Below are 22,537 nucleotides of genomic sequence, written 5' to 3'. Positions count from 1 at the left end.
AACTCCCTGTGGTGTAAGCCTCCAGTGTTGACCTCGACAGAAACAAGATAAACCGGCTACAACTGCTATCACTGTTCGCAATTTCTAAATAATCGACCGGATCGCCTGACAAATGGACCGTTTTAACGCCATGCGCGTGTTCACCCGAATCGTCGAGCTGGGCGGCTTTGCCAAAGCCGCGGACAGCCTGCAATTGCCCCGCGCGTCGGTGACCATCCTGATCAAGCAACTTGAGGCTCACCTTGGCGTGCAACTGCTGCAACGGACCACGCGGCAGATCAGCCTGACCCTCGACGGCGCAGCCTATTACCCCCGTTGCGTGCGGTTGCTGGCCGATCTGGAGGAAACCGAAGTGGTGTTTTCCGCCGCCCGCCACAACCCCAAAGGCTTGCTGCGAGTGGACATGCCGTCCGGGATCGGGCGCCTGATCGTGATTCCGGCATTGCCGCAGTTCACCCGCCGCTATCCGTTGATCGAACTGGAAATCGGTTTGAATGACCGACCTGTCGACCTGATTCGTGAAGGCGTTGATTGTGTGCTGCGCGGCGGGGCGGCGCTGGATGAGTCACTGGTGGCGCGGCCGCTGGTCATGCTCGACCAGATCACCTGCGCCAGCGCCGAGTACCTGGCGCGCCATGGAACCCCGCAAAGTCTGGCTGACCTTGAGGGCCATCAGATGGTGGAGTATTTCTCCAGCACCACCGGCAAGCGGTTCGGGCTGGAATTCATGGTCGATGATCAACTCCGGTTGATTGACCTGCCCAAGCACGTGTCGGTCAACAGTTCCGACGGGTACCTGGCTGCTTGTGAGGCGGGTTACGGACTGATCCAGACGCCGTACTACCATGTCGCCCGCCAATTGAAGGAAGGGCGTTTGTGCGAAGTATTGAACGCGACGCCGCCCCCCGGCATGCCGTTGACGGCGCTCTATCCTCCACACCGCCAGTTGTCCCGGCGGGTGAGGGTGTTTGTCGACTGGCTGGTGGAGCTTTGCGCGCAACCGGGCAATGAGTTTTACCGAAAAGACTCAAGCGGCTGAGCGAGCGCTGCCCAGTGCTTCGGTGTTTTGCTGCAAATCGTCGTGCAACTGTTGCATGTAGGGGCAATGCAGATTGAGGGACCGAGGCCGCGCCCCTCGATGAAACAGGGCAAACCATCCATGACTGCCGGGAGCGGGCATCAACCCGGTAAACGAGAAGCCAAGCGTCGTCAAACTGCGCAAGTCTTCGGCGAAGTGGCGCGACAACGCAAGTCGGGTCGAGATCATCCAGTGACCGGGCAATTGCCGGATCTGGTCGAGCAGACGTTTGGTCAGACGGTGAATGACCATGTCGAAGCGGTGATGGTGCTGCTTGATCTGCAAGGGTATCGAAGGTTGTGGGGGCATTTCTGGATGGGTTCCGAACAGCGAACTCAGGTGCTGCATAAACCCCCGGTAGCGTTCGGGCCAGAGAATGTCGGGAAGAGGACGCGCCTGCCCTTCGACCACGTGGCAGCCCATCACAATGGTTTCCGGGTGCGGTTCGGCGAAGGGCGAAGGAACGTAGTCGGGCAGCACTCCCGTGCTGTGGAAACCGATGTTTGCGGCCATGCGTTGCGTGTACGGATGGTGGGTCACTTGCTTGATCAGGACGCTCTTAAAGCCCAGTGCCCCGGCCTGCAACAGTAACTCCCGGCCCAGGCGTGTCGCGATACTTTGCCCCTGCGCCGCGGGATGCACCACGCTGAGAGCCAGTTCCGCGCTCTGCGGGGACGATTCGTGGCATAACGCGGCATGCCCCAGAACGCGTACATCATCCACCGCCAGCATCGATTTCCAGCGACCCTCGGCGGTGTGCTGGCTGATCATGTGCGGCAGGTAAACATCCGGTTGAACGTAATGATCGCCATAAACCTCGCGAAACAACTGGCTCACGGCACGGGCATCGGAAGGGCGGTAGCGTCGAAAAATCAGATGAGACATCACTCAGTCTCCAGCGATGGCGCGTCATAGGGGCGCAAATCCAGGACCCGCATCTGTTTGCCGGAACGAGGGTGAAGCTTCAGGTCGGTAACGTTGCAGGACAGCACTCGCAACTCCAGCAGCCCTTCGTGATTCAGATGCTCGAGCGCGGGGTAATGGGCCATAAGCGCTTCATACAATGCCAGGCATCGTGTGGCGGTGGCCACGGCGTTTGCGTCAGGCACCCATGTCACACTGACGATGTCCTTGTAGCCGTCATGTTCGATGCGCAATTGCCATTGGTCGGTGCCAGCAACGCGCTGGACGATCTGTCGCATTTCGTCGATCAACAACGACGCCGACCCCACACGAACCCGCTGACTATGGGCGCTACGCCCCTTGAGGGCGAATTTGCGCATCGGGGTGTTGGCGGGCTCACGCCAGCAGGCACGGTCGCCTACCGGATATCGCAGCAGCGGCATGAGTTGGCGGGTCAGGTTGGTCACCAGCAATAATCCGGTGTGGTCGCATTGTTCAATGACTTCACCGGTCAGTTCGTCGACGATTTCCAGCAGGGTCTGGGGTTCAAATACCCGATGCTCGCCCAAGGCGCAGTCGCGGCTTGTCGCGCCGATCAGGCCCGCATCGACACTGGCGTAGCCGATTGAGGCGATGCGCACATTGGGAAATACCTGGGTGAGGATGGCCAATTGCGGGCCGAACAGGCTTTCGCCGCCGTACAGCAACGTATCAACCCCACACAGCACCCGCTGATGCTGATTCAGGTATGCGGCGAATTTCAACAACTGCGCCGGCACACCCACCAGCACGTTGATCCGGTGCTGATCCAGCGCATCCGCCAGGACATCCATGCTGACTTCGCCGGTGAACGGAAACTCACAGATGGACCTTTTGACGTGCGCCAGCGAGTCGTGGATGAACAGAAAACTGGCGTAGAGATCGCCGGAAAAGAACAGGTTGGCGACCCTGTCACCGTCCTTCAGTTGAGAGGAAACACTGTTTCCAAACGTACTGACCAAGGCTTGCCACTCGCGGGTCGAGTAAACCGTCAGTTTGCCCTGACTGGTGGATCCGCCGGTTTTAAACACCAGCGCGTCTTCGATGTTGCCGGTCAGCACAGGCCAATGATTCAGGTCGTTACTGTCAGCCCAATAGTCGGCCACATTGGTCAGTGGCAGGTCTTTTAATGTAATACCTTCTGCCGGTAAGTGTTGCAGGTGTTTGCGATAGAAGTTTGAGTGTTGCCTTATATAAGGCAAGAGTTGTTCAAGCGAATAAGTTGTTTTCACTGGGTTCTCTTTTTTTTATCAGGCGTTGTGAGATTAAAAGACAAACGAGATGTTTAATGTCTGTTGTCGATAACCAACGGTGTTTTTCCGCTGTGTTTGTTTTTGGTGAATTCGGATTCAGCACACTCGTGAACTTCTACCGTGATCAGCGCGGCATTCACGGCATTGGTCAGTGCGGTGTGGGTCAATAACTTTTCATACGCCTTTTCGGCCTCCAGGTTCACTAAAACCTTCAACCGCTCGCCGCCATCGCAGGCGTGGTCCAGCACAAGTTGAACGGGCAGGCCGAGGCTGTCCTGCAGCGCCGACGGTGAAATGAATTCCGTGCCCATCCGTATCAGCTTGCCGTGGCGCTGCAGCAATTCGAATCGCGGTGAGTCGAGCCCGCAAGGGCAGGCTCCGGATATCCAGCGACCGGTGTCCCCCACGTCATACCGGCGCACGGCCTGACCTTGCCGGGCCCGAGAGGTGAACAGCAGCCGGCCGATCTCATCGGCTTGCACCGGAGAATCGTGTTCGAGATGCACGATTTCCAGATGCTGGGTATCGCACATCAAATGAAAGACGCCGTCTGCCGTTGCCGCGCAGGCATGCCCCAGCGGACCGGCATCGACCGAGCCATAAATCGCGGAGCGAATCGTCGAGACTCCGCAGCTTTCCATCAGGCGCAGGCTGGCCTGGCCGGGGTGCTCGCCGCCGAGGAACACTTTGCTGATGCCCGAGTACGCGCGAAGCTGGCATTGTTCGTTGAAAAACAAGCGATGTAACGTACTCGGCATGCCGATCAGCACGGTGATGCGATGATCCACGATCATTCGGGCCATTTCGCTGAAGTCATCATCGTGCGGCGCCCCCATGGGGAAATGTGTAACGCCCATCAATTCCAGAACCTTGGTGAAGCTGGAGAATCCCCCATACAGGCTGCCGCCGTAAAACAGGTTCATCACCCGATCCGTTAACGGGTCGAGACCGGCGGCGAACAGGCCGTCTGCCGCCGCGCGCATCTGCCGTTGAAAGTCCTGATAGCTGAACCCGGCCAGGGCTGGCGTGCCGCTGCTGCCCCCAGAGCGGAAAAACAGCTGGGCCATGGCGTTGATCGGCTGGGTCATGAATGTGTTTTTGTCCATGATCGGCTCATGGCGTGTATCCGCAGCGGTTGGCAGCGCGTCGAGTGTTGCCCGGCCAGGCACGGCCTCAGGCGACAGACTCACCGAGAGGCGGCGACTGAAGCGCGACAGCGCGTAGACGCCGTCATGGGGTTCCCCAGGGTAGCCGTCATGAATCAGCCCGCACGGGGCAATACGCGTGACGCCGGCATTGACCAGCGAGCGCACCAACCCGGGCGTCTGCACCGCAGAACACATCAACACGCAGCTTTGCAGGACGGTGCGCCAAGGCAATAGCGTCTCGGCGATCAAGTGTTGCGGCACCGGTTTGAGCAGCAGTGTACGAAACAGCGGCGAGGGCGCGAGCGTCTGATGGTGATCCCAGATGACCCTCCATCCCGGGCCGGTCCAGACCTGACCAGTCTGCTGCGCAAAGCAGTGTTCCAGCCTCGCCATCGCGGTACGGGTGGTGATTTCCGAAGCCTCCTGGTCAGTAGGAACCAGCGCCGGCCAATGTGAGGAACGACGTGTAAAGGCTTTGGCCAGACGTTCACCCAGGTCCAGCAAAACCGCCGGATCGTTGCTGTCTACCAGCAGCCATTGCGGGCTGGAGCATGCTTGCTGATCCAGACTGCACACTTCATCCACCAGCGCGTCCAGCGTCGAATCGCTCGCCGCCTCGGGCGACAGATAAGCGAAGCTGATCCTGTGGCCCCAATCGATCCAGCGACACCCGGCCGGGATCTGCTGACGAATCGCTTTTAGCGCGTTTTCACCACCCCAGGCGGCGACGCCATCGGCGCGGGTGCAGAGTTGCGCTATCTGAGCCGTGCTGACCGGCAGCACCGCGATGAAATCAGCCAACTGGCCACTGGTGTCGCAATGCACCAGCGCGGCGAGTAACCGGGCGGTCAATCCTTCATCGCTGGAGCTGGGGCGCAGCCAGTTGATGTTGCCGGCCAACAGGCTTTCCAGGACCGCGCAGAACGCCAGCATCGGCGCATTGCCCGGCGTGATGTGCACCACCAGCCCCAGCGGATGCCAGCTTTCAAAACAGGATTGCCGGTAATCAATACGCCGTAACGAACGCGGTTGCACCCCCAACTCACGTTCAAGCTTGGTGGTGAGGTGGCTGCGTTGGCAGAAGTCGACAAGCCCCAATTGTTGATCGTTGTCGAGGGGCACATCCAGTCGGCCAGCTTGCAATTGCAGGGCAAATCGGGCCGCTGCGTCGATGACGGTGTCGCTGTCGATCGGTGCATTCAACCGCTGTGGCAATTGTGGATGCAGTTGCTCGAGGGCTGTCTCGAGGGTGATATCGTCCCGCAGTTCACCATTGATCAAGTACATGTCAGGCTCCTTCAATCAGTTCAGAAGCGGCCATTGCGCAGCTGCGGCTGGCGGTCGTGCCGGCGCGTCCATGCAGTTCAAACCAGTCGGTCTGCAAGCCGCATCCGCAGCTGGCAGCGGGGTGCAGCGTCGCCAGGTCGCCCATGACAACGGCGTGCGCGGGGCTGGACGAAATGTACGGCGACACGAACTCCAACAAGCCGCGCTGACCGTAGGGTTGAACAGTGAAACTGGTTGGGTTGCGCACGAAGACCTTCGAATAAACCGGCACATGGAAATGCTGCCGAGCACACTGGATGTAGGGCACGGCATGCTCGACAGCGCCGTAACCGTCCCGGCAGCGGGACAGGTCGATGCCCAATTGGCGGTGGATGCGTTGATACAACTGCGACAAAGGAATTTCCTGTGCGGCCTGGGTTTTCCAACCACCCCGAGAAACACCAGGGACTCGGCCGCTAGCTTCAGATCCGCGACGCCGGTGTCTTCCATGTGCTGCAACGCGTGGGAGAGGAACGCCGGGAAGCCGAGAATGCGCACCGGCAATCCTTCTTCGGCGAATTCCTGCAAGGCGCGGATCACCCCAAAAACATCGAACGCGTGACCGTTGCCCGTCAGGCGCAATCCATAAGCGATGCGGTTGACCGGCGCATAGCTGCACAGAAACTGGTCGGTGTACGCAGTGCCCAAGGTGATCGCAGCCTTGGGTTCATAGCTCAGCAGCAAGTAGTTGCAGGGACTGTCCGGAGTGTCCCAGCCGTAATGGCGAAAAATGTGGCTCACCATGCCTTGGGCGGCCGCCATGCTGCGCTGGTCATAGCGCAGGCGACTTTTCTGGCCGCTGGTACCGGACGATGTCAGCTCCAGCGCGCCTTCGCCCGTAGGGCCGAACAACAGGTGACGTTTGAAATAGTGAGCGAAAATCGGCGGTAGTCTTGACCAGTCATCCAGTGTCGCCAGGTCTTGAGCGACCAGCCCGTTGCTGTTGAGCCAGCGCTCATAGCCAGGCGTGTGGTGACAATGAAACAGGCTGATTTCCCCCATGGCCCGGTCGAACAGGCCTTCAGGCACGGAATCCAGGCAATAGGGTTGCGTTAACGCGCAAAGCGCATCGGTGTGGGGTAAATGGATCATCGAAGGACCTTTCGGGTGGAGTCAGGCAGCAAGCGGGAGGTGAGAACGCCGCAGAAAAAGGCGTAAGGGCAGCAGGCACATGAGCCCTGCAATAGCCGCCATCAGGGCGAAGGATTCGTGGTTGTCACCGGCACCGGCCGCCGCAATCAGCGAGCCGCCGCCGCCCATGACGGCGATCGAGATCATGCCGATCATGGCCGAGACCAGGCCTTTGCTGTCGTCGCTTGAAAACAGCGCGAGCCGGTACAGGGCGGCGTTGCTCATGCCAAGGCCGATGGCGTAAACGGCCAGGGCGCTGATGAGCAAAGGCGTAGACGCCCCGTAGAAACTGCTGGCGAGCAAGGCGAGGAGTCCGACGCAAAACGGCCACAACGCGTATCGAATCAGTTGCGGCAATTCAGTGTCGGCGATCAATCGATTGAGTATCAGGTTGCCGAGAATGACGGCCGCAAACACCGGGATCTGCCACAGGCCGTACTGCAAGGGTGAAAGTCCCTGATTGTGAATCAGCAGGAGCGGGGCCAGCCCGATCCACGCAATCAAGGGCAGGCTCATGACCCCCAGCGCGACCGAGGCGCTGAGGAATCGCGGGTTGCCGAGCAACGCGGCATAACGGCGCACGGTGCCGCGCCATTCGAACGGCACCGCCGCCAGTCGCTGACCGTCATGACGCGAGGTACCCACGGTTTCCGGCATGAACAGGTAAAGCCCGAGCCAGACCAACAGGCCGCCGATACCCAGCAGTAAAAACAGCTGCCGCCAGGACAACCACTCCAGCAGCAGGCTGCCGAGCAAAGGCCCCAGCAGCGGAGAGAGCAATGCAACGTTGCCCAGCAACGCCATGATTTTTACTGCGTCGGCTTCGCAGAACACTTCTTGCAAGGCTGGATAGCTGACCGCGATGACAAATCCCAGCCCCATGCCCTGAATCACCCGCAAGCCGTTGAATGCATAAATGCTGTGCACGCTGAACGCGGCGGCACAGGACAGGGCGAATAAACCGCAACCGATGAGCAACATCGGTCGGCGACCGAACTGATCCGACAGCGGACCAATAAGCCATTGCAGAAGAATGCCGCCCGCCAGATAAAGATTGAAGGCGTAGGGGACATGTCTCCCGCTGGCATTCAGATCATGAGTGACGGTCAACATGGCGGGCATGATCATGTCGCTGGCCATATACGTCAGAAGTTCAAAAAAAGTAATGGCAAGGCAAAAGCCGAACACCTGATAGGGGCTAATATTTATGAGCGGTTTGTGCATGGCATCCCTGTTCTTCTTCGTGAAGTTAAATAGTGGGTCTTATTGCGATGCGCCAAGATTAATCAAGCGGGTATGAATACCTCAAACGGACTATTAAGACTGAAAGCTTCAATAGTTTTCGCCAGGTTTCGATGGGGGGAGGGCAGTAAAAAAGAAGGGAAAGTGTATGTACGAAAAATGCCCGCAACGGGGCGGGCATTGGTTCAGCAATCACGGGATATCCGCTTTTCTTACAAGCGGATGTTCAATTACTTACGCGTCATACGTTATCGATGCTGGTAATAACCCGGTCCACCGCGATCGTAATGGTGGTCGCCGTGCCGGCCACCGTGGGGGAAAACGATGCAGCCGCTCAGCATCAGCAGCGCGAGCAGGGGAATCAGCCGTGTGATTCGACGGAACATTTGAAAATCCTCATGGTTATCGCCGTAATAAAGCCAAATCTCTTCATCGGCTGTAACATGAGACCCCGTTTGCAGCGTCCCATTCCTGCACAAAGGTAGGGGCTTGGCATGCTTTCGGATACAAACCGGACACATTTTTCAGGTTCAGGAATTCGCAATGACTCAGTCGCAACGTTTGAAATACTCGATTCTGATCTCCCTGGTGGTGTTGGGGATCATGTTCGGCCTTTCGTATCTGCAAAACGCAGGCGTCATCAGCGAGAAGCTGTTTCAGTACATCGCCATCGGCGTCGCGGTGATCGTGGTGGTGGTCAATGGTGTGATGCGTCGCAAGGTCAAGCCTTGAGCGACGCACCTTGACCTGATCAGTCGCGATGGAGCATGGCTACAGCGTGCGGATGCAGGCTGTAGCTTTTGTCGGCATTGAGGGTGATCACGCCTTCGCTGCACAAGCGTTTCAACACTTCTCGCACACTCAGAAAGGATAGGGGAATATCCAGGTCCAGCAAATGGCCGTGCACGCCTCGCACGCCCAGGCTGCGCTCGCTTTCGGCGGCGGTCAGCAAGGCGTCGATGACCTTGAGGCGAATCAGGCTGGTTCGCAGGCCGAAGCTTTTGAGCAGCAATCTGATCCGCTCGTTACCATTACGCTCGCCTCGTTGACTGAAGACCCCGGAGTCCATGGCTGAACGCTTGGGCGCGTGACTACCGTCCGTTGGCAGTTGCGAGTTGTACATGCAAAAACTCCTTTTCCGAGCCGGCCAGGAAATGTGATGGGTGCTCTCATTCAATAAGACGTATGAGCACGGCAAATAATGAAGGATCGAATGTAGAAAATTCGTCACCATCACGTCAGCGTCCTGTGAGAAGGCTGGTTAAAGCGCCTTTCAGGGCCTAAATTTTTGCCGTGGGTTTCGTTCCTAGGGGAAGGCGCGATGCGTGTTTGACGCAGGGTGTTTGTCTTTTCGATCAGGAGCGAGCGTGATTATTTCCAGGCAATTTACCAGGTTGAGCCTTGCGGGCATGTTGATAGGGCTGAGTCTTGCGGCAAATGCACGCAATGCCCCGGAGCAGGCCAGCGCCGACATTCGCCGCACCAGTTTTGGTGTGCCGCATATTCGTGCCGATAACGAGCGTGGACTCGGTTATGGCATCGGTTACGCCTATGCGCAGGACAACCTGTGCTTGCTGGCCAATGAGATTGTCACCGTCAATGGCGAGCGCTCACGCTATTTCGGCCCGGATCAGCTGACGGTCGAGGAGCGCGAGAACCAGGTCAGCGACCTGTTCTTCACCTGGCTCAATACCCCAGAAGCCGTCGCCGGGTTCTGGAAGGCGCAAACTCAGGCAGTGCGTGATCTGGTCGACGGTTATGTGGCCGGATACAACCGCTCGCTGACCGAGCGTCGTGCACAGGGTTTGCCGCAGCAGTGCCAGGGCGAATGGGTGCGCGACATCACCTCGCAGGACCTGGTCAAGTTGACCCGCCGCCTGTTGGTCGAAGGTGGCGTAGGGCAATTCGCCGAAGCGTTGGCGGGGGCGACGCCACCCAAGGCCGTTGCTCAGGCCGCGGGCGAAGGGTCGTCGTTTCAGCTGGCGGCCACGCGCATGCAGCGGTTCGCGCTGGATCGCGGCAGCAACGCGGTGGCGGTCGGCAGCGAACGTTCGTTCAACGGCCGTGGGATGTTGCTGGCCAACCCGCATTTCCCGTGGATTGGCGGGATGCGCTTCTACCAGATGCACCTGACCATTCCCGGCAAGCTGGACGTGATGGGCGCGGCGTTGCCGGGGTTGCCGATGATCAATATCGGTTTTAACCAACACCTGGCGTGGACCCATACGGTGGACACGTCCAAGCACTTCACCCTGTATCGCCTGCAACTTGATCCCAAGGATTCGACCCGTTATCTGCTCGACGGCCAGTCGCTGCCGATGAACAAGCAGACCGTGACGGTGAACGTGAAACAGCCCGACGGCCAGACCAAAGCAGTGTCCCATGTGGTCTACAGCTCGCAGTTCGGTCCGATCGTGCAGTGGCCCGGAAAACTCGACTGGGACAATCAGTACGCCTACAGCCTGCGCGATGCCAACCTGGAAAACGACCGGGTGTTGCAGCAGTGGTACGCCATGAACCAGGCCTCCAGCCTCAAGGATCTACAGGCCTCGGTCCACAAGATTCAGGGTATCCCGTGGGTCAATACCCTGGCGGTGGATGATCAGGGGCAGACGCTGTACATGAACCTGTCGGTGGTGCCGAACGTCAGTGCTGACAAACTCGCCAAGTGCAGCGACCCGCGCGTCGGGTTGCAGTTGATCGTGCTCGATGGTTCAAACAGCGCCTGTGCCTGGGACATCGACCCGAACGCCGCGCAAAAAGGCATTTATGCGGCGGACAAGTTGCCGCAACTGCAACGCAGGGACTACGTCCAACACTCCAACGATTCGGCGTGGATGGCCAACCCGGCGCAACCGCTCACCGGCTTCTCGCCCCTGATCAGTCAGGAAGGCCAGCCGCTGGGGCTGCGCTCGCGGTTCGCTCTGGACCGGTTGAGCACGCTGAGCAAGGCCGGTCCGGTCTCGGCGGCGGATCTGCAACGGATGGTGATGGACGATCAGGTGTACCAGGCCGGGCAAGTGATGCCGGACCTGCTGCAATTTTGCGCCAACGATCTGGGTGCCGATGCAGCAACGCTCGCTCCGATGTGCGCGAGCCTGAAGACATGGGACCGCAGTGCGAATCTGGACAGCGGACTCGGCTTTGTACACTTCCAGAATGTCATGGAACCGTTACAGCAAGTCCCGGACATCTGGCGAGTGGCGTTCGACCCGAAAGATCCGCAGCACACGCCCCGTGGCCTGGCGCTCGATAATTCGCAGGTCACCCAGGCGATTCGCGAGGCGATGCTGGCGTCGGTGGAACAAGTGGAAAAACTGGGACTCAAGGATGACAGCCGTTGGGGTGATATTCAGGTGGTCAGCAGCGGTGGGCAACAGACACCGATCCACGGCGGACCCGGCACGCTTGGCGTGTACAACGCCATCCAGAGTGTTCCGAGAACCGACGGCAAACTTGAAGTCATCAGCGGCACCAGCTATTTGCAAGTGGTGACCTTTGATGACAAGGGGCCGCACGCCCAAGGCCTGCTGGCTTTCTCGTTGTCCAGCGACCCGACGTCGAAGTACTCACGGGATCAGACCGTTGCCTTTTCGAAGAAGCAGTTGAGCACGCTGCCGTTTACCGAGCAACAGATAACCTCAGATCCGCAGTATCAGGCGCAGACGATCCGCGAGCAGGATGAAAAAGCCGGGAAGGTCGCCGCTCAGTAAGAGGGCGATTCAAGCAGTAAAAAAGGCCGCACCCCCTTGAGGGTTGCGGCCTTTTCAGCTTTTAGGGGTTTGTTGCGGGATCGAATTGAGTACCGGATTACCTTCCTTGTTACGGGTCAGGTAGACCGGCAGCACCTTGGGCAGGGACGCCACCAGGTTGTTCAATTCCTTGATGTTGTAGATGCCACCCAGGCGAATCGTGCCGGTGCTGTGGTCAGCGACCATGACCGGTTTGCTCAGGTAACGGTTGATCAACGGCAGGGCATCGTTCAGCGCCAGATCATCAATCACCAGTTTGCCACTGCGCCACGCCAGGGAATTGTCGTTGGGGTAGGTCTGATTGATCTGCGGTGTGAAGTCGCCGTGTTTATAACGCGCCTGCATCGCCGGCCCCAGGCGCAAGCCATCCCCTGGAAGGTCATCGTTGCTGCTCACCAGCACCGAGCCTTCAATCAGGTTCACGCGTACCTGATCCTCGTACATCCAGACGTTGAACTTGGTCCCTGTGACGCGAATCCTGCCGTCCGCTGCCCTGACAACAAAAGGGTGAGCCAGATCGTGGCTGACGCTGAAGAAGGCCTCGCCTTTTTCCAGCGTGACCCGGCGCTGATCCTTGTAGTTGCTGAAGATCAGTTCGCTGCCGAGGTTCAGCTCCACTTGGCTGCCATCGCTCAGGGTGACCTGACGGACCGTGTCACTCGCTTCGAAATGCTGATACGAATTCGGTAGCCAGCCCATGTTCCAGCCGCTGTACGCCGCCAGCGGCAACGCCAAGGCGCACACGGCGGCGGCAATGCCGACCGTGCGCCAAGGAGCGGCCTGTTTGAAGCGAGCTACCGATGTAACGGCTTCGGGACGCGGCAAATCCCCCGCGACTTCCCAGATCTCGAGCATGGCTTCGTACTCGAACGCATGCAGCGGATGAACATCACGCCAATGTTCGAAGGCGATCCGCTCTTCGGCGGTGCAGTCGACGGCGTGCAGACGCATGCACCAGTGCGCAGCGGCATCGGTGATGGCGTCATATTCGGCTTGCGAGAGAGAATTGTCGGTCATTGACTCATCCTGATTTCGTGCATTCTAACCTTGAGGGGAAGTCTGCGAGAACAGCCGTCATGGCAATTAACCATCAAATGAGAATTATTTTTGACATCAGGGCGTACTGACGTGCAGTTCACGGCCCAGATGACTGACCAGCCAGGCCACACTGTCGGCGTTGCCCAACTGTACGGTCAGCCTGACCAGCGGGTTTTTCTTGAACGTTTCGCGGGCTCCGCTGAGGTTTTCTGCGCCAGTCAATGCCAGGATATGGTCCTTCACCCGATCGGATTCCTTGTCGGAGTTACTGCCCAGATCTTCCCACTCACCGGTATCAGGATCCTGGGTCATGAACAGCCGGGTATAAGGGGTCTGGATCGAAAGCGCCGTTTTCTGCACGTGGGTCAACGCACGTTTGAGCTCTGTGGCCAGCGGGGTGGCTGTTCCAATCAGGTCGGTGAACGGCCTGCCGGGATCGAGATAGGAAATGTCCTCGGTTTGACAGGCCATGTGCGACAACTCATGTATCAACGTCACCGCCCGTGCATGGGTGTCGATCGGGAAGGCCGCGTCGGTCAGGTGTTGACGGTAGTGATCGAATCTAAGGTCGAAGAATCTTTCTGCAAGGTGGATTCTGCGGTTTTTGTCTTTGGCGACAATGAAGGCAAACGTGTTTTGGGCGTCTTCGGTCAGCCTGCCGACGGCAAAACGACTGGACTTCGGTTTTCTCAGTGACGGCTCCAGCAGCGCTGCGAAAACGTCGCCAATGACTTTTTCAAGCTGCTCGACATGCGCGGGCAGCACATGCTGCACACCGAGGAAATCCATGATGAGCTGATGCACGGGCGTGACGGTGTCGTCGGAGGATTTGAGCTGTTGCAGGTTTCGGTAGCTGTTCCAGGCGTAGGTCGTTGCCAGGTCCAGCGCTTCGTCAATCTGACGGGCCTTCTGTGGAAACAATCGTCGGATACGGGACATGCCCGAGGCATCGACGTTCATGCCATCAAACACCGATCTCGCAGTCTCCAGGCGTCCGAACAGACTGAAGCGAGGCGCCGACTCTCGTCCATCAAGCAACCATTGCTTCGATTCGTTCTGGCGCAGATGAGGGCCCAGCTTGCGTGTGTCGCCGATGCGCCAGCGGCTGCCGCGCTTGATGACCGGATACACCTTTCCTTCAACCGGCCCGTAGTGCTGTTTTGTCGTTGGGTGGGTGTAGAGCCCAAGCGTGGCGTCTGAAGTCAGCGAACCCAGATCGACGTTGATGCTTTCGTGGCGCGCGAGTTTCGTGCGTTCGGGTCCCGTGACATCGATATCCTGCCATTTGAGCCGGGTATCGGGTTTTTCCGGTGCCGGTAGGGCCGGTGCCGACGACAGCAGCGTTGAATCCCCCAGTGTCTGGCGCAGCGTGGAAAGTTCGGCCACGCCGCTGATGAACGCTTTTACGGCGGCTCCCCACCGATGGGTTTGCAGGTCTTCGGCAGATTGCTTGATGTCGCGGTAACTGCGCCACACCGTCTCCGGGTAGGCGAGCTTGCCCATGAAAAATGTATAGGCCTCGTGCAGGTCTTCGCCCAGCACATGCTTGATGGTTGCCCATTCGCCTTGTTTTCGCTCATCGGACTGGCAACCGAGCAATCGGCCCAACAAGGCGACGTTGTCATTGAGCAGGTGTTTGAACAGGTTCCCCTTGATCGGTTGGGAAGCCAGCGTGGTGATGTTCGACGACGTGGCTCTGGCAACGCGGTGATGGGGGGTCGCCATCCGGGTTTCCAGCAGCGTCCGGTCAGGGTTCTGCAGATTCAGGAGTAGCCAGTCGAGCAGCGGTCCGCGGGTCTTCAGTTCTGTCAGCAGCTGGGCTTCGTTTTCATATTCTTTCATCCCGTGCCCAGGGCTGTGAGGCGCAATCAGCACCTGCGCTCCAGTGCGATCCGCCGTCGAGCCGATCAGATAGACACCGGGCACTTTGATCGATTGGGCCTGCCTGATACCCAGGAACTCAAGCGGACGGATGATTGCGTGGGCACCGTCGACCGCCGCGCGGGCGAGGGCGTCGGGCATGTCCATGACTTGCCGGATCAGATCAAACCCGGTCTCGCTCAGGCGCTCCTGAAGTTTTTCCGCGTGGGCGTAATGCATTAATTGCCAGGGCAATTGTGTGTAGAAGCGCTTGCGGCGCTCTGCGTTTGCCGGGGTGTCGGCCAGGGCGTCGTTCACTATTTTCTGTTGATGGTCGCCCGCTTTCAGGTTGCGGATCAGCTCTTTGATGTAGCGCTCGTTCATCCCCTCGGGAATCACGGTGCTATCAAGCGATACCAGTTTGAAATGGAGTGGGTCCAGCGACTTGAGATGAGTCAAGGCAAAGTCGGTCAGGGTTTGGGTGTGGGCCGTGGATGTCGGGCGGGCGTTGATTTGCACCCGGACCGTGTCAGGGTCGATGTTGAAGCCGTCCGCCTTGAGTTGTTTTTCAAGGCCATGGTGCGCCGTGCGTTGCAGTGACCGCAGGCCGGTCAGGTAATCCTGGTCGTCTTTCACATTATCGACGTATTGCTGAAGCAGCTCGGCATGCACAATCAGCTCTTTGACGGATGCCTGGGCCAGCCATGCCGGCAGTTTTTGCCGGGTGGTCAGGGATTGTGCAATGTCCATCGGACGGTCAAGCCCTGTCATCGGTTTACGCAGCGAGACAAGATCCAGGAGATGGGTCAGTGGCGTCGCGGAGAGCTTTGTTGCCAGCGCATCGGTCAGGCACGGCTCATCGAGGTGCACATAAGGTTTTTGCAGATAATCAAGAAAATGCCCATAGACCCGCTGCAGAGGCGCCAACGTGTAAGTCCGGCCAGGCAAACGCTCGCTGCGACCAAGGTTCTCCAGCAGCATTGAGCGATGGTTGACGTCGGCGAGGCGTCGACCGAGTTCGGTCAGCAACGGCGTCAGCCCTTTGAACGCTTCAAACCCCAACGCAGGCGTCCACACAATCGCCTTGCCCGAATGCACCGGATCCTGGCCGCCTCGTTCAGTCAGGACAAAACAGCTGGCCAGCTTCAACGGATCCGCTGCATCGCCGGCCTTGAGCGCCAGGGAAAACACGTCCGGCAGAAAGCCGTTCAATGCCGCTCGCTGCAGGTGTATCGGGCTGTCGAGCACGGTTTTGATGATTGCCTGCTCCGTTGTACTCAAGGTGCGGGTGACGGCACGCAGCTTCAGTTCACTGCGCAATGCCGTTGACAACGTATGAGAAAACGTCGATTGCAAGCTGGCCACGGAGTCACTCAGGACGCGCTCAGCGTCAGTGATCGAGCGGGTTGCCGTGGAGATGGCCGGGTGTTTATCCAGAAGTTGATCGAGCGCCTGTTCGACGGAATCGAGCCGCGACAACTCCTCCCTGGCCGACTCGGCGCGGACGGTGGCCGGTTGCGCGCCAAAGCGTCGGTCCACGCGTGTACTCCAGCGTCCTGAAGGGTCGGAGGCCAGCAGACGGTCATCGATCAATCCCCGGACATCCAGTGCGCTGTCGAGCAAGGCATGGGGCTCGAGCGTACCTTCACTTTCGCGCAAGCGGCTCAGCGCATGAGACAGGTTGTCCCGTTGCTTGCCGAGGATGTCGGCCATCAAGTGATTGAACACCGGACCAACGATCGGTTTGCCCTCAACCACACGCTCAACCGGCTCCAAAGCAAGAAAGGTGGCGCGTTCGTCCAGCGACATGAAGTTGAGCAAGGTGTCTTCATGCCCTTCGGTTTTCATCATCTCCAGCACGATGTTTTTGACTGCCGGCAGATTGTTCGTCGCTTCGATGCCTCGGGAAGGGGAGTACAGAAAACCCAGGGTGTTGGTGCACCCGATCATCAAGGTCGAGGCCAGCTCCGCAAAATGCCTGAAGGGTGCGGTCACTCGTATTTTCTCGATGCGAAGAGGGTCGTGCGCGTCAGGCGGGAGGCTGACGTTCATCAGTCGCAGGTATTCCTGCGTGGTCAAACCACCGTTCTGGCGCTGGTGCAGAAGTTTCAGGTGAAAGGTGTCACGCAGGCCCTCGGTGAAAAACGCCAAGCGTGAAAGGCCTGTGCTCATGGATGTGTTCCAGAACAAGGCGAGCAGGCTGTGCAAGTGCGGCGTGAAGCTCTGCGCGATTTCTTTCACCGCGCTTTCCCACGTCTGGTTATCCGCGTCGCTGCTGACGCTGTGCTCGGGATTGGCGAAGACTCTTGAATCGCCGGTGGGCCACTGGTTGGTCAGATAGAAGTGCAGAAGTGCATCGCTCAAAGGGATCGAGGAAATTGTGTGCAGGTCTTCGTTGCCGTCGAAGGCTGAAACGGTCTTCACGAAACTCTTGAGCCGGGTCAGACGCTGGTCCAGCGCGGGAAATGCCTTGTGCAACGCGTGCTTGAGGGTGTCATCGAGCATCGATTGCAGGGTTGGCGTCTTCAGCAGCTCAGCCTTCATCGCCTTGATGTTCTGTTCCTGATTGTGATCGAGGGTCAGTTGCTGGTCCTGGAACACCGCGCCTTCGATGTCTTTCGTGGCAATGTCGGGAACGGTGGCGGCGGGTAAAGCGCTGCGTTGTTCGATGGAGAGAAAGCGCAACAGCTCGCGTTTGCCTTCGGCCTGCGTCAGCCACTCCTTGAGTTTGCTTTTGAGGTCGGCCAAATCGGCAAACTTGATCAAGCCTTTCCAAGGTGTGTAAAGGATGACCTCTCCATTTTCGGACCGGCTCAGGGCAAAGGCTCCGGCCAATGGAATGTCTGTTTTGCCGGTTACTTTCAACAACAGTTGGCAGGCCTGCATGGGCTCTTTTTGCGCGACGCGAGCAGCGTGGGTGGCCAAATACACGTGCTTCAGCCATTTCAGGTCGTCGAGGGTGAAGTTCAGCGTGTTTTCGCGCTCACCGGGTTGTCTGGCATTGGATGCGCGTTCAGCCTCGTCGAAAAAATAGGGCTCAGCGGGGGTGGTCATGGATGTTCCTCATTGGCTGCGATCAGTGGCCATCGCAGGCTATTGGTTGAGGAAAAACATTACGGTCAGCGGAGTGCTTCGGTGCGGTACATATTGCTTGAGCCGATCAGGTGCTCGAGACTTGACAGGACGCCGGTACAACAGCGCTTAATCGACGTCTGCTGTTGGTTGCCGAGCAACCTCGTTTCCCCTGGTGCCCGTATTCAATAATAAAACTGGAGCTTCAGATGACCGCAACGCCCGAAGTGGCCGTCAGTTCGACCACCCCATCGCTCGATTTCGACGCGCTTGTTGTATTGCTTGAGCAAATTTTCCTGCGCCATGGCACCTCCGCCGATGTCGCCAGGACCCTGGCGCTGAACTGCGCCGGCGCTGAACGCGATGGCGCCCACAGCCATGGCGTGTTTCGTATTCCAGGTTATGTCTCGACACTCAAGAGCGGCTGGGTCAACGGCCAGGCCGTGCCCGTGGTCGAGGACGTCGCCTCGGGGTTTGTCCGGGTCGACGCGGCTAACGGTTTTGCCCAACCCGCGCTTGCGGCCGCCAGGGCTCTGCTGGTGGAAAAGGCCCGCAGCGCCGGGATTGCGGTGTTGGCGATCCGCAACTCCCATCATTTCGCGGCACTGTGGCCGGATGTCGAGCCGTTTGCCTATGAAGGGCTGGTGGCGCTGAGCGTAGTGAACAGCATGACGTGCGTGGTGCCCCACGGCGCCGACCGGCCGCTGTTCGGCACCAACCCGATCGCCTTCGCCGCACCCCGGGCTGACGGTGAGCCGATTGTCTTTGACCTGGCCACCAGCGCCATCGCCCATGGCGATGTGCAGATTGCCGCACAAAAAGGTGAACGCTTGCCGGCAGGCATGGGCGTGGACAGCCTTGGCCAGCCGACTGAGGATCCGAAGGCGATTCTGGAGGGGGGCGCGCTGCTGCCGTTTGGTGGCCACAAGGGTTCAGCGCTGTCGATGATGGTCGAATTGTTGGCGGCGGCCCTGACCGGCGGCAATTTCTCCTTCGAGTTTGACTGGAAGAACCATCCGGGAGCCAAAACGCCATGGACCGGCCAACTGCTGATCGTGATCGATCCGAGCAAGGCCGCCGGGCAGAATTTCGCCGAACGCAGCCAGGAACTGGTGCGTCAGATGCACAGCGTAGGGCTCAAGCGCCTGCCGGGTGATCGACGTCACCACCAGCGAGCTCAGTCCAACGCTCAAGGCATTCAGCTGAACGCTCAGACGTTGGCAAACCTGCGAGAACTGGCAGGGCTCTGAAACTTTTTTTGTAGGAGCCAGGCTTGCCGGCGAAGGCGATTTCAAATACGCCTTCGCCGGCAAGCCTGGGTCCTGCAGGTTCGATGTATTTCTGTTTAACGGCGGCCCAGCAGCAACCCGACCACCAGGCCGAACCCGGCGGAGATGGCCACGGTTTGCCATGGATGGCCACCGATGTAGGTCTCCGTCGCGTCGACCACCGGTTTGGTGCGGTCACGAACACTGGTGACCGAGTCCCGGGCCTGCTGGAGTTTCTGAGAGATTTGCCCGCGAAGGGTCTCGGCTTCCTCACCCACCAGAGAAGCGCTGCTTTTGAGCAGTTTTTCCGATTCTTCGATCAGTGCCTGAAGTTCGCTGAATGCCTGATCCTTGATCTGGTCTTCGGCGGTTTGTGCGGCGGTTTTCCGGGCCATTGGGTACTCCTTGCAGGTAAATGGGCAGTGAACAATGGAGTCTGCGGCAACTGAAAAAGTTGCAGCGACTTTGCGTATTGACTGTACGCCAAGGAAAAATCCCGAGTCGGATATTTCGTCCTACAGTGTAAGATGTCGCCTATTTTACGCAGCAGGTAACTCCCATGAGCTTCAATCTGGCCGACAAACCCCTGGCTGAGCGCGCAGCGCTTGAAGATGAGAAATCCCGTCTGTTCGACCTCTGGCAAAGCAACCTTGGCAAATCCAAGGGCGAGGCCGCGCGGTTGTTTGGCGAACGCGCCAAGCGCAAAGGCAAATGGGCTGAATGGGTTCGTGCCGAACTTGATGCCATGTCGCCCCCGGAATTCGCCAATATGGTGCGCAGTGAAGTGAATCGCTTGATGGCCGCCAAGTAAGGCCTGCCTTCACGCAAAACTCGCGACAATGGCCTCGCGCACTTTCAACACCACCGGATCGAGCTGCGTGCTGGTGCGCCAGCCCAGTTCAATCGGGTAGCGCGGTAACGCCAAAGGGCAGGGCAGCAGCGCCAGACCGCAGAGCGTCGCGATGCTTTGAGCGGCGTGGGCCGGAATGGTCGCCACCGCCTGACTGCCCTTGAGCAAGTGTGGCAACGCCGCAAAGTGGGTGGTCGAGGCGCATACCCGCCGACTCAGCCCCAGCGCCGCCAACCCCTCATCGGTGATCCCGATAAAGCCGCCGGACGACACCAGAATGTGCTCGCGGGCGACGAACTCCTCAAGCGTGAGAGTCTGTTGCCCCGGGGCCAGGCTGAGCGGATCCACCAGGCACGAATAACTGCCTTCACCCAGCACCTGACGACTGAGCAACCGCTCGCTGAACCCGCCCGCGGTGATCGCCAGATCAATGCTGCGTTCCATCAATGCCTGGGCGACGATCTGGCTGTGGGTTTGCCGAAAGATCAGGCGCAACTTCGGCGCGCTGCGCGCAATGGCCTCGATCAATCGCCGGCCGTAGGCCACCTCGAAATCATCCGATAACCCCACCGTGACCGAGCGCCCGTCGTAATGATTGGCCGCCGGATCGACCATTGCCAGGCTCTGACGGCATTTGTTCAGCGCATCGCTCACCACCGGTTTTAACTGATTGGCCTTGAGCGTCGGTGCCAGGCCACGGCCGGTGCGCACGAACAATTGATCGCCATACAGCTCGCGCAGTCGCCGCAACGCCGCGCTGACGGCCGATTGCGTCACGCCCAGGCGCAACGCCGCACGGCTGGCGCTGGACTCTTCATGCAGCGCTTCGAAAACTTTGAGCAGATTGAGGTCAACAGTGGCGATATTCATTTGGCTCATATCATTCAGCAGTGAGTCGGGCTTTATTCATGATCCCGTGGCGCATGAGAATGGGCAACACCTCAACGCTTTCGGAGAGATCGCCATGCCAAAATCCATTGTCGCAGCGTTGCAAATCGGCGCCTTGCCCGGCGGCAAGACCGAGACCCTGGAACAGATTCTTGCCTGGGAAAACGCGATTATCGAATCCGGCGCCGCGCTGGTGGTGATGCCCGAAGCGTTGCTCGGGGGTTATCCCAAAGGCGAGACGTTCGGCACTCAGCTGGGCTACCGACTGCCGGAAGGTCGCGAAGCGTTTGCCCGCTATTTTGCCAACGCCATCGACGTGCCCGGGGCCGAAACCGACGCCCTGGCCGGGTTGTCGGCGCGCACCGGGGCCAACCTGGTCATTGGCGTGATCGAGCGCGCCGGGAGCACGTTGCATTGCACGGCGCTGTATTTCGATCCGCAGGCCGGCCTGGTCGCCAAGCACCGCAAACTGATGCCCACGGGCACTGAGCGATTGATCTGGGGCAAGGGCGATGGCTCGACGTTGCCGGTGATCGACAGCCAGGTCGGGCGAATCGGCGCGGTGGTGTGCTGGGAAAACATGATGCCGCTGCTGCGCACCGCGATGTACGCCAAAGGCATCGAGGTCTGGTGCGCGCCGACCGTGGATGAGCGCGAGATGTGGCAGGTCAGCATGCGCCACATCGCTCATGAAGGCCGTTGTTTTGTGGTCAGCGCTTGCCAGGTTCAGGATTCACCGCAAGCCCTGGGCGTGGAGATTGCCAACTGGCCAGCGGATCGGCCGCTGATTGCGGGCGGCAGTGTGATCGTCGGGCCCATGGGCGACATTCTGGCGGGGCCGTTGCGTGACGGGGCCGGGTTGCTCACCGCCGAAATCGACACCGACGACCTGGTCCGCGCGCGTTATGACTACGACGTGGTCGGTCACTACGCGCGCCCGGATGTGTTCGAGTTGAGCGTCGACGAGCGCGCCAGGCCCGGCGTCCGTTTCACCGCATAACCGTCACTGGTTGAACAGCATCACCCCTGTAGGAGCGAGCCTGCTCGCGAATGCGGTGTGTCGGAAAACCGTGTATTGACTGACACTCCGTCTTCGCGAGCAGGCTCGCTCCCACAGGGGATATTCATTGTCGGTATAACCGAGTTCCGGCTGTCGACCCCGGCAAGCTCAGTTTTCCGGTGTCGACGAAGCGCACCGTTCCAAACCCGCCAGTTTGCCGCGTAACACGTAGGGAAGATTATTCAGTGTCTGCGTCTGGCTCAGCCCCAACGTCTGGCGCAACACCGAGAACGCCGAAACGCTCAGCACGGTTTCGGAAAAGCGTGCAATCGAGCCCGATTGATCGCTGACGCCTGACGCCTGACGCCATGCCATGGCTGGCCACGCTGCTGACCCAACAGCATTCACGTGCTGTCATCGGTTGTTCTTGTCCCTGGTATGCAACCATTCCTGCCAGGCTTGTCGGTATTTTTCATCCGCCCTTTTTTTTGCGTCAGAAAACTTATGGATGGTCTGCGCCGAAACGGGCTCGTTCAACAATGCGTAGGCTTGATCGTTCAAACGGTCGGCTTCAAAAAACAACGCCCTGCTATGGCTGATCGATTTAAGGTTGGTTGCATTCGGCGAGGCTGATTCATTGATGGCCATGGTCGTACTCCTTCTGGAAGCACAAGAAGGTGAGCTGGGTG

17 protein-coding genes and 2 pseudogenes are annotated in these 22,537 nt (G+C 59.0%); 6 read left to right on the top strand and 13 right to left on the bottom strand.

Translation table 11 applies throughout. The features are described from left to right. Positions 1-112 precede the first annotated feature (112 nt). On the top strand, positions 113-1,039 hold the full coding sequence (locus HP062_RS06230) for a LysR family transcriptional regulator (RefSeq protein ID WP_172791084.1): 927 nt from the start codon (positions 113-115) through the stop codon (positions 1,037-1,039). On the opposite strand, the gene HP062_RS06225 is transcribed toward HP062_RS06230, so the two are convergent. From HP062_RS06225 to HP062_RS06200, 6 genes and pseudogenes are all read right to left on the bottom strand, one after another. After that, positions 1,028-1,963 (bottom strand): GNAT family N-acetyltransferase, encoded by a 936-nt coding sequence (locus HP062_RS06225; protein WP_172791083.1) that lies wholly within the window; start codon positions 1,961-1,963, stop codon positions 1,028-1,030. The genes HP062_RS06230 and HP062_RS06225 overlap by 12 nt on opposite strands. Then, positions 1,963-3,252 (bottom strand): phenylacetate--CoA ligase family protein, encoded by a 1,290-nt coding sequence (locus tag HP062_RS06220; RefSeq protein ID WP_172791082.1) that lies wholly within the window; start codon positions 3,250-3,252, stop codon positions 1,963-1,965. The genes HP062_RS06225 and HP062_RS06220 overlap by 1 nt, the downstream gene beginning before the upstream one ends. 53 nt (positions 3,253-3,305) lie before the next feature. Next, positions 3,306-5,708 (bottom strand): aldehyde dehydrogenase family protein, encoded by a 2,403-nt coding sequence (locus HP062_RS06215; protein ID WP_172791081.1) that lies wholly within the window; start codon positions 5,706-5,708, stop codon positions 3,306-3,308. Position 5,709: 1 nt separating this feature from the next. Then, positions 5,710-6,839: pseudogene (locus tag HP062_RS06210) on the bottom strand (acyl-protein synthase). A 21-nt stretch (positions 6,840-6,860) separates the two neighbouring features. Then, entirely contained in the window at positions 6,861-8,102 is a 1,242-nt protein-coding gene (locus tag HP062_RS06205) for an MFS transporter (RefSeq protein ID WP_172791080.1), read from the bottom strand. Between the two features lie 266 nt (positions 8,103-8,368). After that, a complete protein-coding gene (locus tag HP062_RS06200; RefSeq protein ID WP_010460667.1) occupies positions 8,369-8,506 on the bottom strand; it encodes a hypothetical protein in 138 nt (45 codons plus the stop codon). Between the two features lie 157 nt (positions 8,507-8,663). Here HP062_RS06200 and HP062_RS06195 point away from each other — a divergent pair, with 157 nt between their 5' ends. Further along, positions 8,664-8,852: a hypothetical protein gene (locus tag HP062_RS06195; RefSeq protein WP_010460665.1), complete on the top strand. Its 189-nt coding sequence runs from the start codon at positions 8,664-8,666 to the stop codon at positions 8,850-8,852. Between the two features lie 19 nt (positions 8,853-8,871). On the opposite strand, the gene HP062_RS06190 is transcribed toward HP062_RS06195, so the two are convergent. Then, positions 8,872-9,243: a hypothetical protein gene (locus tag HP062_RS06190; RefSeq protein WP_010460662.1), complete on the bottom strand. Its 372-nt coding sequence runs from the start codon at positions 9,241-9,243 to the stop codon at positions 8,872-8,874. A gap of 244 nt (positions 9,244-9,487) precedes the next feature. On the opposite strand from HP062_RS06190, the gene HP062_RS06185 reads away from it, so the two are divergent. Beyond that, positions 9,488-11,833, top strand: coding sequence for an acylase (locus HP062_RS06185; RefSeq protein WP_172791079.1), 2,346 nt, complete (start codon positions 9,488-9,490; stop codon positions 11,831-11,833). 54 nt (positions 11,834-11,887) lie between these two features. On the opposite strand, the gene HP062_RS06180 is transcribed toward HP062_RS06185, so the two are convergent. Together HP062_RS06180 and HP062_RS06175 are read right to left on the bottom strand one after the other, a co-directional pair. Continuing rightward, complete coding sequence (locus HP062_RS06180; RefSeq protein WP_010460659.1) at positions 11,888-12,889, bottom strand: FecR family protein; 1,002 nt, start codon at positions 12,887-12,889, stop codon at positions 11,888-11,890. A 96-nt stretch (positions 12,890-12,985) separates the two neighbouring features. Then, positions 12,986-17,824, bottom strand: a complete 4,839-nt coding sequence (locus HP062_RS06175; RefSeq protein ID WP_172791078.1) for a dermonecrotic toxin domain-containing protein — start codon at positions 17,822-17,824, stop codon at positions 12,986-12,988. A gap of 227 nt (positions 17,825-18,051) precedes the next feature. On the opposite strand from HP062_RS06175, the gene HP062_RS06170 reads away from it, so the two are divergent. Continuing rightward, entirely contained in the window at positions 18,052-19,092 is a 1,041-nt protein-coding gene (locus HP062_RS06170; RefSeq protein ID WP_102595503.1) for an Ldh family oxidoreductase, read from the top strand. A gap of 95 nt (positions 19,093-19,187) precedes the next feature. Here the strand turns inward: HP062_RS06170 and HP062_RS06165 are convergent, their stop codons facing one another. Next, on the bottom strand, positions 19,188-19,505 hold the full coding sequence (locus tag HP062_RS06165; RefSeq protein WP_010460652.1) for a YqjD family protein: 318 nt from the start codon (positions 19,503-19,505) through the stop codon (positions 19,188-19,190). 164 nt (positions 19,506-19,669) lie between these two features. Here HP062_RS06165 and HP062_RS06160 point away from each other — a divergent pair, with 164 nt between their 5' ends. Next, the gene (locus tag HP062_RS06160; RefSeq protein WP_010460650.1) at positions 19,670-19,921 is read left to right on the top strand and encodes a hypothetical protein; all 252 of its coding nucleotides are present in this window, start codon (positions 19,670-19,672) and stop codon (positions 19,919-19,921) included. A gap of 9 nt (positions 19,922-19,930) precedes the next feature. Here HP062_RS06160 and HP062_RS06155 read toward each other — a convergent pair whose 3' ends face one another. Next, positions 19,931-20,839, bottom strand: a complete 909-nt coding sequence (locus tag HP062_RS06155) for a LysR family transcriptional regulator (protein WP_077747761.1) — start codon at positions 20,837-20,839, stop codon at positions 19,931-19,933. An 85-nt stretch (positions 20,840-20,924) separates the two neighbouring features. Between HP062_RS06155 and HP062_RS06150 the strand changes: the two genes are divergently transcribed. Continuing rightward, positions 20,925-21,848, top strand: coding sequence for a carbon-nitrogen hydrolase family protein (locus HP062_RS06150; protein WP_154504807.1), 924 nt, complete (start codon positions 20,925-20,927; stop codon positions 21,846-21,848). 124 nt (positions 21,849-21,972) lie between these two features. Here the strand turns inward: HP062_RS06150 and HP062_RS06145 are convergent. Together HP062_RS06145 and HP062_RS06140 are read right to left on the bottom strand one after the other, a co-directional pair. Then, positions 21,973-22,208, bottom strand: a pseudogene (locus HP062_RS06145) (hypothetical protein); the annotation flags it as partial. 54 nt (positions 22,209-22,262) lie between these two features. Continuing rightward, a complete protein-coding gene (locus HP062_RS06140; protein WP_172791077.1) occupies positions 22,263-22,496 on the bottom strand; it encodes a hypothetical protein in 234 nt (77 codons plus the stop codon). Between the last annotated feature and the right edge of the window lie 41 nt (positions 22,497-22,537).

Origin of the sequence: Pseudomonas sp. B14-6, from assembly GCF_013260315.1 — a bacterium.
GTDB lineage: Bacteria > Pseudomonadota > Gammaproteobacteria > Pseudomonadales > Pseudomonadaceae > Aquipseudomonas > Aquipseudomonas mandelii.
The sequence above is the reverse complement of the archived record's forward strand: the minus strand, read 5'-3'. Positions and strand labels throughout refer to the sequence as shown.

Bases quoted from the DNA above. Each gene is read 5' to 3' on its own strand.
- HP062_RS06230 (WP_172791084.1), top strand. From the start codon at position 113: ATGGACCGTTTTAACGCCATGCGCGTGTTCACCCGAATCGTCGAGCTG.
- HP062_RS06225 (WP_172791083.1), bottom strand. From the start codon at position 1,963: ATGTCTCATCTGATTTTTCGACGCTACCGCCCTTCCGATGCCCGTGCC.
- HP062_RS06215 (WP_172791081.1), bottom strand. From the start codon at position 5,708: ATGTACTTGATCAATGGTGAACTGCGGGACGATATCACCCTCGAGACA.
- HP062_RS06205 (WP_172791080.1), bottom strand. From the start codon at position 8,102: ATGCACAAACCGCTCATAAATATTAGCCCCTATCAGGTGTTCGGCTTT.
- HP062_RS06200 (WP_010460667.1), bottom strand. From the start codon at position 8,506: ATGTTCCGTCGAATCACACGGCTGATTCCCCTGCTCGCGCTGCTGATG.
- HP062_RS06195 (WP_010460665.1), top strand. From the start codon at position 8,664: ATGACTCAGTCGCAACGTTTGAAATACTCGATTCTGATCTCCCTGGTG.
- HP062_RS06190 (WP_010460662.1), bottom strand. From the start codon at position 9,243: ATGTACAACTCGCAACTGCCAACGGACGGTAGTCACGCGCCCAAGCGT.
- HP062_RS06180 (WP_010460659.1), bottom strand. From the start codon at position 12,889: ATGACCGACAATTCTCTCTCGCAAGCCGAATATGACGCCATCACCGAT.
- HP062_RS06175 (WP_172791078.1), bottom strand. From the start codon at position 17,824: ATGACCACCCCCGCTGAGCCCTATTTTTTCGACGAGGCTGAACGCGCA.
- HP062_RS06170 (WP_102595503.1), top strand. From the start codon at position 18,052: ATGACCGCAACGCCCGAAGTGGCCGTCAGTTCGACCACCCCATCGCTC.
- HP062_RS06165 (WP_010460652.1), bottom strand. From the start codon at position 19,505: ATGGCCCGGAAAACCGCCGCACAAACCGCCGAAGACCAGATCAAGGAT.
- HP062_RS06160 (WP_010460650.1), top strand. From the start codon at position 19,670: ATGAGCTTCAATCTGGCCGACAAACCCCTGGCTGAGCGCGCAGCGCTT.
- HP062_RS06155 (WP_077747761.1), bottom strand. From the start codon at position 20,839: ATGAGCCAAATGAATATCGCCACTGTTGACCTCAATCTGCTCAAAGTT.
- HP062_RS06150 (WP_154504807.1), top strand. From the start codon at position 20,925: ATGCCAAAATCCATTGTCGCAGCGTTGCAAATCGGCGCCTTGCCCGGC.
- HP062_RS06140 (WP_172791077.1), bottom strand. From the start codon at position 22,496: ATGGCCATCAATGAATCAGCCTCGCCGAATGCAACCAACCTTAAATCG.